The 15,802-nt window shown below is 71.4% G+C and carries 15 protein-coding genes and 1 riboswitch; of the genes, 12 read left to right on the top strand and 3 right to left on the bottom strand.

Translation table 11 applies throughout. The features are described 5' to 3' along the window. The first annotated feature begins 24 nt into the window (after positions 1–24). Together Q7L65_RS12530 and Q7L65_RS12525 are read left to right on the top strand one after the other, a co-directional pair. Positions 25–1,005, top strand: coding sequence for an ABC transporter ATP-binding protein (locus Q7L65_RS12530; RefSeq protein WP_304721603.1), 981 nt, complete (start codon positions 25–27; stop codon positions 1,003–1,005). Beyond that, positions 1,002–1,733, top strand: a complete 732-nt coding sequence (locus Q7L65_RS12525; protein WP_304721602.1) for an ABC transporter permease — start codon at positions 1,002–1,004, stop codon at positions 1,731–1,733. Before Q7L65_RS12530 ends, Q7L65_RS12525 begins: the two co-directional genes overlap by 4 nt. A gap of 39 nt (positions 1,734–1,772) precedes the next feature. Here the strand turns inward: Q7L65_RS12525 and Q7L65_RS12520 are convergent, their stop codons facing one another. Then, complete coding sequence (locus Q7L65_RS12520) at positions 1,773–3,008, bottom strand: MFS transporter (protein ID WP_304721601.1); 1,236 nt, start codon at positions 3,006–3,008, stop codon at positions 1,773–1,775. A 59-nt stretch (positions 3,009–3,067) separates the two neighbouring features. On the opposite strand from Q7L65_RS12520, the gene Q7L65_RS12515 reads away from it, so the two are divergent. Then, positions 3,068–3,421 (top strand): helix-turn-helix transcriptional regulator, encoded by a 354-nt coding sequence (locus Q7L65_RS12515; protein ID WP_304721599.1) that lies wholly within the window; start codon positions 3,068–3,070, stop codon positions 3,419–3,421. A 78-nt stretch (positions 3,422–3,499) separates the two neighbouring features. After that, positions 3,500–5,665, top strand: a complete 2,166-nt coding sequence (locus Q7L65_RS12510; RefSeq protein WP_304721597.1) for a RecQ family ATP-dependent DNA helicase — start codon at positions 3,500–3,502, stop codon at positions 5,663–5,665. A gap of 33 nt (positions 5,666–5,698) precedes the next feature. Here the strand turns inward: Q7L65_RS12510 and Q7L65_RS12505 are convergent, their stop codons facing one another. Together Q7L65_RS12505 and Q7L65_RS12500 are read right to left on the bottom strand one after the other, a co-directional pair. Beyond that, positions 5,699–6,277, bottom strand: coding sequence for a CAP domain-containing protein (locus Q7L65_RS12505; protein WP_304721595.1), 579 nt, complete (start codon positions 6,275–6,277; stop codon positions 5,699–5,701). Positions 6,278–6,329: 52 nt separating this feature from the next. Continuing rightward, a riboswitch (cyclic di-GMP riboswitch) is annotated at positions 6,330–6,412 on the bottom strand. Positions 6,413–6,520: 108 nt separating this feature from the next. Beyond that, positions 6,521–7,111, bottom strand: coding sequence for a CAP domain-containing protein (locus Q7L65_RS12500; RefSeq protein ID WP_304721593.1), 591 nt, complete (start codon positions 7,109–7,111; stop codon positions 6,521–6,523). A gap of 249 nt (positions 7,112–7,360) precedes the next feature. On the opposite strand from Q7L65_RS12500, the gene Q7L65_RS12495 reads away from it, so the two are divergent. The 8 genes from Q7L65_RS12495 (at position 7,361) to Q7L65_RS12460 (ending at position 15,710) form a co-directional block, all read left to right on the top strand. Then, on the top strand, positions 7,361–7,696 hold the full coding sequence (locus Q7L65_RS12495) for a hypothetical protein (protein WP_304721592.1): 336 nt from the start codon (positions 7,361–7,363) through the stop codon (positions 7,694–7,696). Between the two features lie 446 nt (positions 7,697–8,142). Continuing rightward, positions 8,143–8,940, top strand: coding sequence for an IclR family transcriptional regulator (locus tag Q7L65_RS12490; RefSeq protein WP_304721590.1), 798 nt, complete (start codon positions 8,143–8,145; stop codon positions 8,938–8,940). Positions 8,941–8,945: 5 nt separating this feature from the next. After that, complete coding sequence (locus tag Q7L65_RS12485; RefSeq protein WP_304721588.1) at positions 8,946–10,352, top strand: aldehyde dehydrogenase family protein; 1,407 nt, start codon at positions 8,946–8,948, stop codon at positions 10,350–10,352. Continuing rightward, positions 10,352–11,839, top strand: a complete 1,488-nt coding sequence (locus Q7L65_RS12480; RefSeq protein ID WP_304721586.1) for a sugar ABC transporter ATP-binding protein — start codon at positions 10,352–10,354, stop codon at positions 11,837–11,839. The genes Q7L65_RS12485 and Q7L65_RS12480 overlap by 1 nt, the downstream gene beginning before the upstream one ends. Continuing rightward, the gene (locus Q7L65_RS12475) at positions 11,836–12,834 is read left to right on the top strand and encodes an ABC transporter permease (protein ID WP_304721585.1); all 999 of its coding nucleotides are present in this window, start codon (positions 11,836–11,838) and stop codon (positions 12,832–12,834) included. The genes Q7L65_RS12480 and Q7L65_RS12475 overlap by 4 nt, the downstream gene beginning before the upstream one ends. A 74-nt stretch (positions 12,835–12,908) precedes the next feature. After that, positions 12,909–13,931 (top strand): substrate-binding domain-containing protein, encoded by a 1,023-nt coding sequence (locus tag Q7L65_RS12470; protein ID WP_304721584.1) that lies wholly within the window; start codon positions 12,909–12,911, stop codon positions 13,929–13,931. A 34-nt stretch (positions 13,932–13,965) separates the two neighbouring features. Next, entirely contained in the window at positions 13,966–14,955 is a 990-nt protein-coding gene (locus tag Q7L65_RS12465; protein WP_304721583.1) for a sugar kinase, read from the top strand. Then, the gene (locus Q7L65_RS12460) at positions 14,952–15,710 is read left to right on the top strand and encodes a bifunctional 4-hydroxy-2-oxoglutarate aldolase/2-dehydro-3-deoxy-phosphogluconate aldolase (protein WP_304721582.1); all 759 of its coding nucleotides are present in this window, start codon (positions 14,952–14,954) and stop codon (positions 15,708–15,710) included. Before Q7L65_RS12465 ends, Q7L65_RS12460 begins: the two co-directional genes overlap by 4 nt. Positions 15,711–15,802 lie beyond the last annotated feature (92 nt).

Raw genomic sequence — 15,802 nt, 5'->3', positions numbered from 1 at the left:
CTCGGCTGACGCAGACTGCGGAGCATGGTGAACGAAACGGCGACGAGGCCCGGCGTCGAACTGCAGGGCCTCGTCAAGAGCTTCCGCTCCGCGAACGGACCGGTCCGCGCGGTGCGCGGCGTCGACGTCTCGATCGGACGCGGAGAAACGGTCGCGCTGCTGGGACCCAACGGCGCCGGCAAGTCGACGACGATCGACATGCTGCTCGGGCTCGCGCGGCCCGACGAGGGCCGCGTCAGCGTCTTCGGCATGGACCCGACCGCCGCGATCGACGCGGGCGCAGTCGGCGCGATGCTGCAGACCGGGGCGCTGATCAGGGACCTCAGCGTGCGCGAGCTGATCGTGATGATGGCCGCGCTGTACCCGGCGCCGATGGCGATCGACGAGGTGCTGGAGCTGGCGGGGCTCGAGCAGATCGCCGAACAGCGCACGAACAAGCTGTCGGGCGGCGAGACGCAGCGTGTGCGCGCCGCCGTCGCGCTCGTGAGCGATCCCGACCTGCTCGTGCTCGACGAGCCGACGGTCGCGATGGACGTCGAGGGCCGCCACGCCTTCTGGTCGACGATGCGCGCGTTTGCCGCGCGCGGCAAGACGATCGTCTTCGCGACCCACTACCTCGACGAGGCCGACGCCTACGCCGACCGCGCCGTGCTGATGGCGCGCGGCCGGATCGTCGCGGACGGCCCGACGACGGAGATCAAGGCGATGGTCGGCGCGCGCACGATCCGCGCGACGCTGCCGGGCGTGAACCTGGCGGTGCTCGGCGCGCTGCCGGGCGTCGTCAACGCCGATCGTCACGGCGACGCCGTGATCCTCTCCTGCAACGACTCCGACGCCGCCGTGCGCGCGCTGCTGGACGAGCACCCCGCGGCGTGCGACCTGGAGATCAGCGGCGCCGGGCTGGAGCAGGCGTTCCTGCAGCTGACCGGCGACGACGGCTACGACGACGATGACGCCGACGACGCGCTGTACGCGGGCGCGCAGGCGAGGGAGCCGGCTCGATGAGCGTCACGTACCTCCGCTTCGAGCTGCTGCGGACGTTCCGCAACGCACGCTTCTTCATCTTCTCGTTCGCCTTCCCGGTGATCCTCTACTTCGTGATCGCGGGCCCGAACAAGGGCGAGACGAACTTCGGCGACACCGGCATCTCGGCGCCGCTCTACTACATGATCGGCCTGGCGGCGTTCGGCGCGATGATGGCGACGATCAGCAGCGGCGCGCGGATCGCCGGCGAGCGCTCGGTCGGCTGGAACCGGCAGCTGCGGATCACGCCGCTGTCGGCGCGCTCCTACCTCGGCGCGAAGGTGCTGACGGCGTACGTGATGGCGACGCTGTCGATCCTGCTGATGTACGTCTGCGGCTCGATCCTCGGCGTGCGCCTCGGCGCCGGCGACTGGCTCGCGATGACCGGGCTGATCCTCGTCGGGCTGGTGCCGTTCGCCGCGCTCGGCGTGCTGATCGGCCACCTCCTGACGGTCGACGCGATCGGCCCGGTGATGGGCGGGACGGCGTCGCTGCTGGCGCTGCTGGGCGGCACCTGGTTCCCGATCACGTCGGGCTTCATGTACGACCTCGCGCGCCTGCTGCCCTCGTACTGGCTGGTGCGGGCGAGCCACGTCTCGATCGGAGGCGGCGGCTGGGGCGCGCAGGGCTGGATCGTGATCGGCGCCTGGTCGGTCGTGCTGTCGCTGCTGGCGATGCGCGCCTACCGCAGAGACACGAAGCGCGTCTGAGGACGCGCTCCGTGCCTTGCGGCGGGAGCGCCAGCGCCGCTACGCCGTGACGGCTGCGGCGCGGGTCGTCGTGCGCACGCGGGCGGCAAGCACCGAGACGGTCGCGGCGAGCACCACGACGAGCGCGCCGAAGATGCGGAAGGTGTCGTCGAGGCTGAGGTGCGTGGCGACGACGCCCGCGACGATCGCTGGGACGCCGAGCGACAGGTACGCGACGACGTAGAAGGCGGACATCACCTCGGCGCGGTGCTGCGGCGGTATCACCGCGGTCAGCGATCGCAGCGCGCCGAGGAAGGCGGCGCCCCAGCCGGCGCCCGCGACGGCGCTGGCGGCGAGGAAGAAGACCGCCGAGCCGGTCGACAGCGAGGCGACGATCAGCGCCATCCCGACCCCGAGCGTGGCCGCGCCGGCGGACGCCGCGGTGTGCGGGTCGAGCGCGTGGAAGCGCAGCTGCGTCAGCACTGCCGGGAGCGTGAGCGCGAGGATCGCGAGGCCGCCGGCGAGGTGGTTCTGCGTGTCGAGCATCTCACTGGCCAGGCGCGGACCGATCGACAGGTAGATGCCGCCGATCGACCAGGAGGCCAGCACGGCGAGCGAGGACAGCAGGAACGCGCCGCGCACGGCCGGCGGGATCTGCGGACGCTGGAGATGAAGGGCCAGGCGCGAGCGCTCGCGGATCGGCTCGGGCAGGAAGAACGTCGCGGTCAGCGCGGCCGCGAAGAGGACGCCGAGGAGGACATAGGGGAGCACCTCCGGCGCGGGGCCGTACTGGACGAGCGCGGCGGAGACGATCGAGCCGACGCCCAGGCCGGCGGCGCTGACGGTGCCGTTGACGAGCCCGACCCGCCGGTGGTCGGCGCGCGGGTGGAGGTCGATCATCGCGGCGCCGGCGGCGCCGAGCGCGACGCCGGTGAAGAGGCCCTGCACGAGCCGCGCGGCGAACAGCCATGCGACCGAGTCGGCGAACGCGAACACGACGGTCGAGGCGATCAGGCCGGTGAGCGCGGCGAACAGCACCGGGCGGCGCCCGACCTGGTCGGAGATCGAACCGGCGACGAGCAGAGCAGCGAGCACGCCGACGGTGTAGACGGCGTAGACGAGCGTCAGCGTGATCGTCGAGAAGCCCCACTCCTGCTGGTAGACCCCGTAGAGCGGTGTCGGTGTCGCAGACGCCGCGAGCGCCAGGCCGATCACGGCCGCGACGAGCGCGAATGCGGGCGTTCCTGTGAGCCGGCGCGGGGCTGCGACGGTTGTGGTGGAGCTGGCGGGTGGCACCGGGGTCTCCTTCAAAAGTTCCAAAGGTTTCGAACTAAGGTTGTACCATAGTACGAAGAATGTCGAACCAAGCTGCCACCGGCGAAGCGCCCGTCCAGCACGCGAGCGCGCGCTCGATCCCGCACCCCGCGACCGACCAACTCGACCTCTCGGCGATCATGCGCGCCTGCGGCGAGCCGATCCGGCTGGAGCTGATCCGCACGCTCGCCGACGCGGGCTCGGAGATGCGCTCGGGCGAGCTGACCGGCGCCGTCGGCCTCCCGACCTCGACCTGCTCCTACCACCTCAAGCTGCTGCGCCTGGCCGGCGTCACCCGCACCCGCGCCGCCGGCACCGAACGCTTCATCTCCCTGCGCCGCGACGACCTCGAATCCCGCTTCCCCGGCCTCGTCGACGTGCTGCTGCGCGGGTAGTTGTCACGCAATTGCGCAGGACTGCAAATTAATTGCGGAAGGGCCGATCCGGGCCGGGACGGCGGCTACGCTGCAGGCATGTCCACCGCTGTCGCACCAGACTTCGCCGCGCAGACGCTCGAGCGTCTGCGGATGCTCACCGGCAACCCTGCCGCCGACTTCCGCGACGGCCAGCTGGAGGCGATCCACGACGTCGTCGTCGATCGTGCGCGGGTGCTGTGCGTGCAGCGGACGGGGTGGGGCAAGTCGGCGGTCTACTTCGTCGCGACCGCTTTGCTGCGGGCGCAGGGCGCGGGGCCGACGCTGATCGTCTCGCCGCTGCTGGCGCTGATGCGCAACCAGATCGCGGGCGCCCAGCGGCTGGGACTGCGAGCGCAGACGATCAACTCGACCAACCGCGAGGCGTGGGACGACATCCGGAGCGGGCTCGCCAACGACGAGATCGACCTGCTGCTGATCTCGCCGGAGCGGCTCAACAACCCGCGCTTTCGCGACGAGATGCTGCCGCTCTTCGCCGCCTCGGTCGGCCTGCTGGTGATCGACGAGGCGCACTGCATCTCCGACTGGGGCCACGACTTCCGGCCCGACTACCGGCGCGTCAAGGACATGCTCGCCGCGCTGCCCGAACGCGTCGCGGTGCTCGGCACGACCGCGACCGCGAACGACCGCGTCGTCGCGGACGTGCTCGACCAGCTGGCGGCGGGGGTCGAGGTGCGGCCTGACGCGGGTGCGGCGGCGGATGCGGGCGCGGGCGTCGCGGGCGCCGCGGCCGGCCCGGGCGTGAGCGCCGGCACCGAGCCGCTGCGCTCCTACCGCGGCCCGCTCGGGCGCAGCTCGCTGCGGCTGGAGGCGCTGGAACTGCCGCGGCCGGCTGAGCGGCTCGCGTGGCTCGTCGAGCGGCTGCCGCAGCTGCCCGGCTCGGGAATCGTCTACACGCTCACCAAGCGCGACGCAGAGCAGGTCGCCTCGTTCCTGTCGGCGAACGGCATCCCGGCGCTCGCCTACAGCGGCGAGCAGGAGACCGATCAGCGGATCGCCGCCGAGGAGCGGCTGCTGCGCAACGACGTGAAGGCGCTCGTCGCCACCAGCGCGCTGGGGATGGGCTACGACAAGGCCGACCTCGAGTTCGTCGTGCACTACCAAGCCCCCGGGTCCGTCGTCTCCTATTACCAGCAGGTCGGCCGCGCCGGGCGCGGCGTCGACAACGCCGAGGTGGTGCTGCTGCGCGGTGCGGAGGACCGGCGGATCCAGGACTTCTTCATCGAGCAGGCGTTCCCCGCGCAGGAGAAGGTGCAGGCGGTGCTGGCGGAGCTGAACGCCGCGGGCGGCGCGGGCGAGGGTCGCACGAGCCGCGAGCTGATGGCCGTCGTCAACCTCGGCGCCGGGCGCATCGAGGCGATGCTGAAGATCCTCGACGTCGAGGGCGCGGTCCGCCGCGACGGCACGCGCTGGCGCGCGGTCGAGGGCAGCGCCTGGCGCTACGACGGTGAGCGTTACGCGCAGATCACCGCGTTGCGCCGCGCCGAGCAGGAGGCGATGGCGTCGTTCGGCACCGACGGCCGCTGCTTGATGCGCGCATTGCAGGAGGAGCTGGACGACCCCGCTCCGACCGATTGCGGCCGCTGCTCGGTCTGCGCCGGCCCGCGCTACGCCGAGCCGCCGTCACCGCGGCTGGTCGAGCAGGCGCAGCGCCATCTGCGCTCCCAGCCGATCGCGCTGGAGCAGCGCAAGATGGCGCCGGACCGCGGCGGCACGATGCGCAAGATCCCCGTCGACGCACTTGTCGAGCCCGGCTGGGCGCTCGCGCGCCTGGGCGATGGCGGCTGGTGGCCGGCGATCGAGCGCGGCCTGCGCCGCGGACGGCTCGACGACGAGGTCGCGGTCGCGTTGGCCGAGGCGCTCAGCGGGCGCCGCGTCGACTGGGTCACGAGCGTCCCGTCGGTTCAGCACGGGACGCAGATCGAGCAGCTCGCCGATGCGCTCGCGCGCCAGCTCGGCGTGCCGCGGCTGCAGCTGCTGCAACGGCGCGAGGAGCGTCCGCCGCAGCGCGAGATGGCGAACGCCGCGCAGCAGGCCGCGAACGTGCGCGGAGCCTTCCAGGTCGTGCAGCCGCCCCCGCCGGGAGCGGGCGTGCTCGTCGACGATCGGCGCCTGTCCGGCTTCACGCTCGCGATGGTCGGCGGTCAGCTGCGCAAGGCCGGAGCCGAGGCGATCGTCCCGCTGACGCTCGCGACGCTGAACTGAGGGAGCGGACGCGAGCGGCGCCGGGCGATCGGCTCAGCGCGAGCCGAAGTCGGTCGTGTAGGTGCCGCCCGGCTGCGAGCGCGCGGCGGCCGCGTCGACGGGGACGCCGGGGGCGATCCCGAGGCCGATCACGCGGAAGCTGCCGTTGAGGATGTTGGCGCGGTGGCCCGGGCTCTTCATCCAGCTCTCGACGATGTGGATCGGCTGCGACTGCTCTGCGCTGCCCCAAGCGATGTTCTCGGCGACCGACCAGCTGCCCTTCGGCGAGTAGCGCGCTCTGCGGATGCGGTCGATGAACGTCACGTTGCCCGGCGCGGTGTGGTCGAAGAAGCTGCGACGGACCATGTCGCGCGAATGGCCTCGCGCGGCGCGAGCGAGCGCGTTGTTCGCGCGCAGCGGGCGCAGGCCGTGGTCGGCGCGTTCGCGGTTGAGCAGGCACAGCGTCGCGTCCGCGGCGGCGCGGGCGTTCTCGGCCGGCGAGACGCGCGCGTTGCGGCAGTCGTCGGCGGCGGCCCGCGCCCCGGGGAGCGCGGCTGCCGAGGCCGTCGCGCCGGGAAGCATGGCGGCGGCGACGAGACCGGACGCGAGGATCGCGGGGATCCGAGTGTGCACTGCAACTCCTTTGCATTCGGGCGCCCGCTACATGCCTCGAATGCCTTGTTCCTTCGGCGACCCGGCTGACTCCATACGACCTGGAGTCCCGTGGCTTTGCGTCCCACCCTCACGAGTGGTTTGCCGTTTCGAGAAGCGAGCTGCGGTTGTGTTATGAGCCTACCCAGCCGACAGAGTGCGGACACGTCGATACGGACGGACGTGCGAGCGCGCGGGGGATCCCCGCTCACGCGTCCGCGTCGCTCAGCGCGAGCCGAAGTCGGTCGTGTACGTCGCGCCGCTTGCCGCGCTGGAGGCGGTCGCGTCGACCGGGACGCCGGCCGATATGCCGATGCCGATCGAGCGGTAGGCCGGATCGAGGATGTTGGCGCGATGCTCGGGGCTGCTCATCCAGCCGCGCACGATCTCGATCGGCAGCGCCGGATCGCCCATTCCCCAGGCGAGGTTCTCCCCGAGCTTCGCGCTCGCGTCCGGGGCGTAGCGGGCACGGCGGATGCGATGGTCGAAGGTGACGTTGCCCGGCGACGTGTGCGCGAAGTAGCGCCGCTTCACCATGTCCTTGGAGTGACCGCTGGCGGCCCGCGTGAGGTTGGTGCTGATGCGCAGTCTCCGCAGGTGGCGACTGGCGCGCTCGCGGTTGAGCAGGCACAGGATCGCCTGCGTCGCGAGCCGTGTGTCCTCGGCCGGGGAGAGACGGACGTTCTCACACCGCGCCTTCGCCTCGCCCGCCTGCGCGCCGGGCGCGGAGAAGGCCGCTCCGGCGGCCAGTCCGGCGAGCACGAGCGCGACGGCCGACGAGCGCTTGAAACGGGTTGCAGGTCCGATGTCTGACACGAGGACGCGCAACCCTACGGGGCTCCATAAGCGCGGATGTGACGAATTCGTTCCTCTACGCGGTCCAGAAAGAGGATTTTCACGAAAAGCGTCGAGACGGCCTCGTCGGGGGTCGAAAACCGTCACGCCGCGTCATCGACCGCGCGCTCGCCGCGGGTGTCGGGTTTTCCCGACAGTGATCGTCCGATCCCACCTCTGTCCCGGCCGCGCGTCCGCTGCGACGCTGTCTGACAACCAAAGGAGCACGCGATGTCAGACCGCAAGGCCGCCAAGGCCACCGAGCCCACCAGCCCACTGCTCGTCGTCGTCCGCTACGTGCTGCCGATCGTGGTCGTCGTCGCGGGCGTGACGATCTTCCTGTTCGATCCGCACGTGAACAACATGGAGGGCTCCGCTGCGCTGATCGGCGCGGGCCTCAGCGTGCTGCTGCTGAACGTCCTCTACCGCGCCGGCGTGCGCGGCGACGTCGATCGCGACGACGAGGAGGAGGCACGCCGCTACTTCGACGCCCACGGCTACTGGCCCGACGAGGCACCGCGCGTCAAGACTCCAGCGAACGAGCATTCGATCCCTCCGTCCGTGTGAACGCTCGGCACGAGGCTCTCTCCGACGAGGGTCCCGTGCGACACTGCTCGTCCCTGCCGAAGGGGAGCGGCGCTGACTGGCGTCGCGGCAGGCTTTCCGTTCACGAGCCGCACTGAACCACCGCCAAAGAAGTTCGAATTATCTGAATAGTGGTGCGGACGCAGACGAATATCTCGAACGTGATCGAGTAGCGTTCGATCTGTTCGAACGGAAGACGATTTGTTCGCTTGACGTTCACATGCGGTCGCCGTTAGCTTGCTGACCGTACGGTTGTGGCGAACCCCGTTCGAGCAGTTCGAACATTCGCCACGAACTCAGCCGGCCGCGTACCACGCACGGCCGGCGGTCGGGTCAGAAAGAGGAGAGACGCGTGTGTGCCGCTGCCTGCACACCGGGACGCCCCCCATCCCGGTGCGAATTCACCCTGCCCGAAAGCGGGTGGTCAGATGATCGCTGAGGGCCCAGGCACCTCCACGAGCGTCGTGCGCGCGTTCGACGTGCTCGAGCGGATCGCGCTCGCCGGCGAGGACGGCATCACGCTCGGCCAGCTCGCCGCGACGATCCCGACCGCGAAGTCGACGACGCACCGCTACGTCGCGACGCTGCTGGCGCTCGGCGTCGTGCGCCGCGACGACTTCGCGCGGCTGAGGCTCGGCTACAAGCTCGTCGAGTTGGCCGGCGTGCTGCTCGACGGCGACGACGTTCGCAGCGCAGCCGCGCCGATCCTCAACGACCTCGCCGGTCGCACCGGCGAGACGGTCCACCTCGGAGTGATCGCCGACCAGGAGATCGTCTACATCGCCAAGATCGAGAGCCCGCACTCGGTCCGGCTCGTCTCGCGGATCGGCGCGCGCGTCCCCTTCTACTGCAGCGCGATGGGCAAGGCCGTGCTGGCGCACTTCGACGGTCAGCAGCTGCAGGACGCGCTTGCGATCCCGCGCTCCGCCCGCACCGACCACACGATCGTCGAGCAGGGCGCGCTGCTCGCCGAGCTGCAGCGGATCCGCACCGTCGGCGTCTCGCTCGACGACGAGGAGAACGAGATCGGCGTGCGCTGCATCGGCGCCGCCGTCGTCGTCGGCGGCGAGCCGGCCGCCGCGATCAGCGTCTCGGCGCCCGAGGTGCGGATGAGCCACGAGCGCTGTGCGGAGCTGACCCCGCACATGATCGCCGCCGCCGGCGAGATCGCCCGGCGGCTCGGCCGCGCACGCATGCACGCCCCTGCTTCGACCCACACGAGGTGACACCGATGACCACGACGACAGCGACGACGATCGAGATCCGCAACCCCGCCGACGGCGAGCTGATCGGCACGCTGGAGGTCGCCGACGCGGCCCAGATCGCGACCACGATCGCCAACGCGCAGGAGGGCCGCCGCGCGATGGCCGCGCTCCCCGCCCACGCGCGCGCGGACCTGCTGCAGCGGATCGCCGACGGGATCGCCGCTCGCGAGCAGGAGCTCGCCAACCTGCTCGCACGCGAGAACGGCAAGCCGATCGCGCAGACGCGCGGCGAGGTCGCCGCCGCGATCCGCATCTTCCGCGGCTTCGCGGAGGAGTCCAAGCGCATCTTCGGCCGTCAGATCCCGCTCGACGCCGTCCCTGGGCTGGAGCGCAACCTCGCCTTCACGCGGCGCGAGCCGCTCGGCGTGATCGCCGCGATCGTGCCGTTCAACTACCCCGTCGAGCTGTACGCGCACAAGGCCGCCGCGGCGCTCGCGGCCGGCAACGCCGTGATCGTCAAGCCGCCGGAGAAGTGCCCGCTGGCGGTGATCGAGATCGCCGAGATCGTCGAGCAGGCCGGCGCGCCGCAGCACGCGCACCAGTTGCTCGGCGGCGGCCCCGAGGTCGCCAGCGCGCTCGCCTCCGATCCCGGCATCAACCTGATCAGCCTCACCGGCAGCACCGTCGCCGGCCGTGCGATCTCCGCGCTGGCGGCGCCGACGCTCAAGCGCGTGCACCTGGAGCTGGGCTCCAACGACCCGATGATCGTCTGCGCCGACGCCGACCTCGACAAGGCCGCCGAGGCGATCGTGCTCGGCCGCCTCGCGCGCGGCAACGGCCAGATCTGCTGCGCCGTCAAGCGCATCTTCGTCGAGGACGCGGTCCACGACGAGCTCGCGGCGAAGCTGCTGGAGCAGGCGCGCGGCCTCAAGATCGGCGACCCGCTCGAAGAGGACACGGAGGTCGGTCCGCTGATCACCGAGGCGGCCGCGAAGGCCGTCGAGGCGTCGATCCAGCAGGCCGTCGCCGACGGTGCGACGCTCGCGCTCGGCGGCGGGCGCGACGGCGCGTTCGTGCAGCCGACGGTGCTGACCGGGGTCAAGCCGAACGAGCCCGCGATCGAGATGGAGATCTTCGGCCCGGTCGCGCCGCTGGTGCGCGTCGACAGCGCCGAGCAGGCGGTCGACTTCGCCAACGACTCCGAGTACGGCCTCCACGCCGCCGTCTTCACGCGTGACATCTCGCGCGCCTTCAAGCTCGCCGCGCGCCTGGAGGCGGGCGGCGTGATCGTCAACGGCTCGACCGCGCTGCGCTCGGAGAACCTGCCGTTCGGCGGCGTCAAGCAGACCGGCGGTGCGCGCGAGGGCCTGCACGACACGCTGCGCGACATGACCGAGGAGAAGACGATCATCGTGATGGACGCGCTCGGCTGATGCTCGCGCTGAAGGGAGTCCGCAAGGCGTACTCGGGCGTCGAGGTGCTGCACGGGATCGACTTCGACGCGCGCGGCGGCGAGGTGATCGCGATCGCGGGCGCCAACGGCGCCGGCAAGTCGACGCTCATCAAGATCCTCTGCGGCGCGGTCCACCGCGACGCGGGCGAGATAGCGGTCGACGGCAGAGACGTGGCGCTCGGCAGCCCCAGCGCCGCCGCGGCGCTCGGGATCCGCACAGTTCATCAGGAGCTGACGCTCGTTCCGGAGCTGACCGTGACGGAGAACGTGCTGCTCGGCGACCTGCCGAAGAAGGCCGGCCTGGTCGACTGGGCCGCCGCCCACGCGCGTGCGCACGCGCTGCTCGAGCGGACCGGCTTCACCGGCGTCGACCCCAGAGCGCCGGCGAAGCGGCTGTCGGTCGCGCGCCAGCAGATGGTCGAGATCGCGAAGGCGATGGCGAGCGAGCCGCGCATCCTGATCCTCGACGAGCCGTCCGCCGTGCTCGCGGGCGACGACCTCGAGCAGCTGTTCAGACTGATCCGCTCGCTGCGGGCGGACGGCGTGCTGGTGCTGTACGTGTCGCACCGGCTGGAAGAGGTGATGGAGATCGCCGATCGCATCGTCGTCATCAAGGACGGTCTGATCGCCGCGACCAGCACACCCCAGGAGACGAACGAGGAGGAGATCGTGCGGCAGATGGCCGGCCGCCGGCTGGAGCAGATCTACCCGGCGCGGCGCGAGCGCGAGCAACCGCCGCGCGAGCTGCTGGCAACCAGCGGGCTGACGCGCGCGGGTCGCTTCGAGGACGTGACGATGAGCGTCTACGCCGGCGAGGTCGTCGGCGTCTTCGGGCTCGTCGGCAGCGGACGCACCGAGCTGGCCGAGTGCCTCTTCGGCGCTGAGCCGGTCGACGCGGGCGAGATCCGCCTCGCCGGCAAGCCCGTGCGGCTGCGCTCGCCGAAGGAGGCGATCGAGGCCGGGCTCGCGTTCGTGACCGAGGACCGCAAGGGCTCGGGCCTCGTGCTCGACCTGTCGGTGCGCGACAACGCGTCGCTGGCGACGCTCGGCACGTGGAACACGCGCGGGCTGCTGGACCGCCGCAAGCAGGGCGCCGCGATCGAGGACATGACCGAGCGGCTCGACGTGCGCCCGCGCACGCTGGCAAAGCCGGTCCGCCAGCTCAGCGGCGGCAACCAGCAGAAGGTCGTGCTGGCGAAGTGGCTGCTGTCGAGACCGAAGGTGCTGATCCTCGACGAGCCGACGCGCGGCGTCGACGTCGCCGCACGCGTCGACCTCTACCGCGAGATCGACCAGCTCACGCGCGCCGGGCTCGGCGTGCTGATGATCTCCTCGGACCTGACCGAGGTGCTCGGCGCGACCGACCGCGTGCTGGTGATGCACGAGGGGCGCCTCGTCGCCGACGTGCGCAGCGACCAGGCCGACGAGGAACTGCTGCTCGCCCGCTCGATCGGGGTGGCGGCATGAGCCAGCACGTCGCAACCGAGCCGGCCACCGCCGGCGGGTCTGGCGGTCCCGGCGGCCTCTTCGCCCGCGTGAAGGCCGACCGCAGCCTGCTGATCAACGGCAGCTTCGTCGTCGCCTTCGTCGCGCTGCTGATCGTCGCCGCGACGACGACCGACTCGTTCTTCACCGAGGACAACATCACCAACATGCTCAAGCAGTCGGTCACGACCGGCCTGCTCTCGCTCGGCATGCTGATGGTGATCCTGACCGGCGGGATCGACCTCTCCGTCGGCTCGATCGTCGCGCTCGCGGGCCTGATCGCGGCCGGCCTCGCCGCCGACATGCCGATCCCGCTCGCGATGGCGATCGCCGTCGTCGCCGCGGTCGTCTGCGGCTTCGTCAACGGGATGCTGGTGGCGCGCTTCAAGCTCGCGCCGTTCGTCGTCACGCTCGCCGCGCTGACGACGATCCGCGGCCTCGCGTACGTCTACTCGGAGACGCCGATCACGCCGACCGAGATCGGCTTCCTGTGGATCGGGACCGAGTCGATCGGCCCGATCCCGGTCGCGACGCTGATCGTCGTCGCGGTCTTCGCGCTCGCGTGGGTATTCCTCACGCGGACCGCGCCCGGCCGCGCGATCATCGCGATCGGCGGCAACCGCGAGGCGGTCCGCCTGGCCGGCATCAGCGTGCCGCGCCACATCCTCACCACTTACATGATCAGCGGGTTCCTGGCGGGACTCGCGGGCGTGATCCTCGCCTCGCGCGTGGGGATCGCCCAGCCGAGCGTCGGCGTCGCCTTCGAGCTGAACGCGATCGCCGCGTGCGTGATCGGCGGCGCAAGCCTGGCCGGCGGGCGCGGCTCCGTGATCGGCACGCTCGGCGGCGTCGTCCTGCTCGCGCTGATCGACAACCTGCTCACGCTCTACGACGTTCAGAGCTATTGGCAGCAGGTCCTCAAGGGCCTGATCATCGTCGCCGTCGTCCTGGCCCGGCGACAGGAGGACGAACGATGAGGGGCCGGCACCTGGTTGGCGCCGCGCGCCGGTCCCCCCATCGCCCATCCGTACCAACAAGGAGGAGTATCCCAATGCGACGACTGCTCGCACTGGTTGTTGCAGTGACGTGCGCGTTCGGAATCGCTGCCTGCGGTTCCAGCGACGACGAAGACAGCGGCTCGACCAGCACCCCGGTCGAGGCTGCCAGCACCACCGAGGCCACCGCCGACGAGAGCGCTTCCAGCGGCGGCAGATACAAGATCGGCATGGCGAACTTCACGCTCGGCGCGCCGTATTTCATCGGCATCTCCAAGACCGTCGAGCGCGACGGCCAGAGAGACGGCAACGAGGTCTCGGTCACCGACGCGAAGGGCGACGCGGCTGCGCTGACCTCGAACGTCGAGGACCTGCTGGCCAAGGACGTGCAGGGCATCATCATCTCGGGCGGACCGCTCGAGGCCGCGCCGGCCGCGCTCAACGCGATCGCGCAGAAGGGCATCCCGGTCGTGCTCGTGGACCGCAAGTTCCAGTCCGGCGAGTACACCTCGTGGGTCGGTCCCGACAACGAGGCGATCGGCAGACAGGACGGGGAGTACATCGCCGAGAGACTCGGCGGCAGAGGCAAGGTCGCGATCATCCGCGGCGGCCCGGCCGACAACTCGATCGGCCTCGCGCGCACCGACGGCGTCAAGTCCGTGCTCGAGGCCAGAGGGATCGAGATCGTCGTCGCGCCGGACTTCGCCGAGTGGGGCGCCGACGGCGGCCTGAGAGTGATGGAGAACCTGCTCGCGAAGAACAGCGACCTGAACGCGGTCTTCTGCGAGAACGACTCGATGTGCCTCGGCGCCCAGAAGGCGATCAGAGACGCGGGCAAGAGCGATCAGATCTTCATCGCGGGCGTGGACGGCCAGAAGGAGGCCCTCGCGGAGATCAGAAGAGGCGGCAACTACGAGGTCACCGGCCTCAACGACGCCGTCACGATGGGCGACGCGGCCTACGCGCGCCTGATCGAGCTGCTCGACGGCGCGGAGGCCGAGAAGGACACGGTCATCCCGTCGCCGCAGATCACCAGAGCCAACGTCGACGAGTACTACGACCCGAACAGCGAGTTCTGATGCTGTGGTCACGGATCGCTCGGGAGAAGATCCGATGACCGGCGTTCGCGACGGCGGGGGCGACATCGCCCCCGCCGGCCGCACCGCACGGATCGCGACACTCGGCGAGGGACTGCTGGAAGTCGGGGTTCACCCCAACCTCGGCGACGACGTGCTCGCGCGCGGGTACGGCGGCGACGCCGCCAACGTCGCCGTGATGGCCGCGAGGCTGGGCGCCTCGACGCGTCTGCTGACGCGCGTCGGCGACGACGCCGCCGGCCGGCTGCTGCTCGACTTCTGGGGCAGAGCCGGGGTCGACCTGCAGCACGTCGCGCGTGACGCCGAAGCCCCGACGGGGCTCTACGTCAACGAGGTCGACGACGCCGGTCGCCACCAGTTCAGCTTCCATCGCGCCGGCTCGGCGGCCTCGCTGCTGGGGCCCGCCGACGTGCGCGACGAGTGGTTCGAGCAGCTCGACGTGCTGCACGCGACCGGCATCGGCCTGTCGATCTCCGCGACCGCGGCCGATGCCGTCGAGCTGGCTGTCGAGCGTGCGCGCACCGCCGGCGCGGCGATCTCCTTCACCGTCAACTTCCGCCCGCAGCTGCGGCCCGACCGCGAGCGCCTGAAGGCGCTGGCGCGCCGCGCCGACGTGCTGTTCCTGTCGATCGAGGACGGTCGCTCGCTGCTCGGCGAGACCGACGTCGTGGAGATGGTCGCGGCGCTCGACGCGCCGGGCGCCGAGGTGATCGTCACGCAGGGCGAGGAGCCGGCCTGGCTGTTCGCCGGCGGCGAGAGCTTCAGCATCGCGCCGCCGCCGGTCCTGCTCGTCGACGCCGCCGGCGCGGGCGACGCGCTCGCCGGGACCTACCTGGCGAGGCGCTACTCCGGCGCCGCTCCCGCCGCGGCGCTGACCGCCGGCGTCGCGGCCAGCTCGCTCTCCTGCCAGGCGAGCGGCTGCGCGCTCGGCTATCCGACGGCGGCTGACGTCGATGCGGCGATAGAGCGGCTGACGCTCGTGCCGCAGACCGGCGTGCTGCGATGAGCGCGGGCGATCAGGGCGCGGCGACGCGCTCGGGCGACGACGACGTAGCCGCCGGCGCGGCCGGCGCACGCGGCGTCGACGGCGTGTCCGCGGCGGACGGGGTCGAGCAGCTCGCCCGCGCCGGCGTCGTCGCGGTGCTGCGCGCGCCGTCGGCCGCGGTTGCGGTGCAGGCCGGCGAGGCGCTGCTGCGCGGCGGCGTGCGCGCGCTCGAGGTCACGTACTCGACGCCGGACGTGCCGGCGGTCCTGCGCGAGCTGCGCGCGCGTCACGGCGACGAGCTGCTGCTCGGCGCCGGGACGCTGCGCTCGGCCGCGCAGGTCGACGAGGCGGTCGCGGCCGGCGCGGGCTTTCTCGTCGCGCCCGGCCTGGACGAGCAGGTGCTCGCCGCGATGCTGTCCAGCGGCCTGCCCACCTACGCCGGCGTCTGCACGCCGACGGAGGTGATGCGGGCGGCCGCGCTCGGGCTGCGGGCGGTGAAGCTGTTCCCGGCCGGGGTCGGCGGCGTCGCACTGCTGAAGGCGCTGCGCGAGCCGTTCTCCGACATCAGCTTCATGCCGACCGGAGGGGTCAGCGCGGAGAACCTCGGCGAGTGGTTCGCGGCGGGCGCGTTCGCCGTCGGCGCGGGCGGCGCGCTGTGTCCGGCGCGGGATCTGGACGCCGGTGACTTCGATGCGATTACGTCCAGGGCACGGGCCTTCGCAACGGCGTTCGAAGAAGTCAGCCGTACGAATAATTCAAACGGTGAATTTCGTTGACATGACGCTGTTCCACTAGTAGTTTAAGTAGTGACACCCTGCGGTGGGACGCGGGGTGATGGCGCATTCAATTCAAATGACGTCGAGGAGGG

This window comes from Conexibacter sp. CPCC 206217 (genome assembly GCF_030646165.1).
Taxonomy (GTDB): Bacteria; Actinomycetota; Thermoleophilia; order Solirubrobacterales; family Solirubrobacteraceae; genus Conexibacter.
This window is presented reverse-complemented; position numbering and strand designations above follow the sequence as displayed.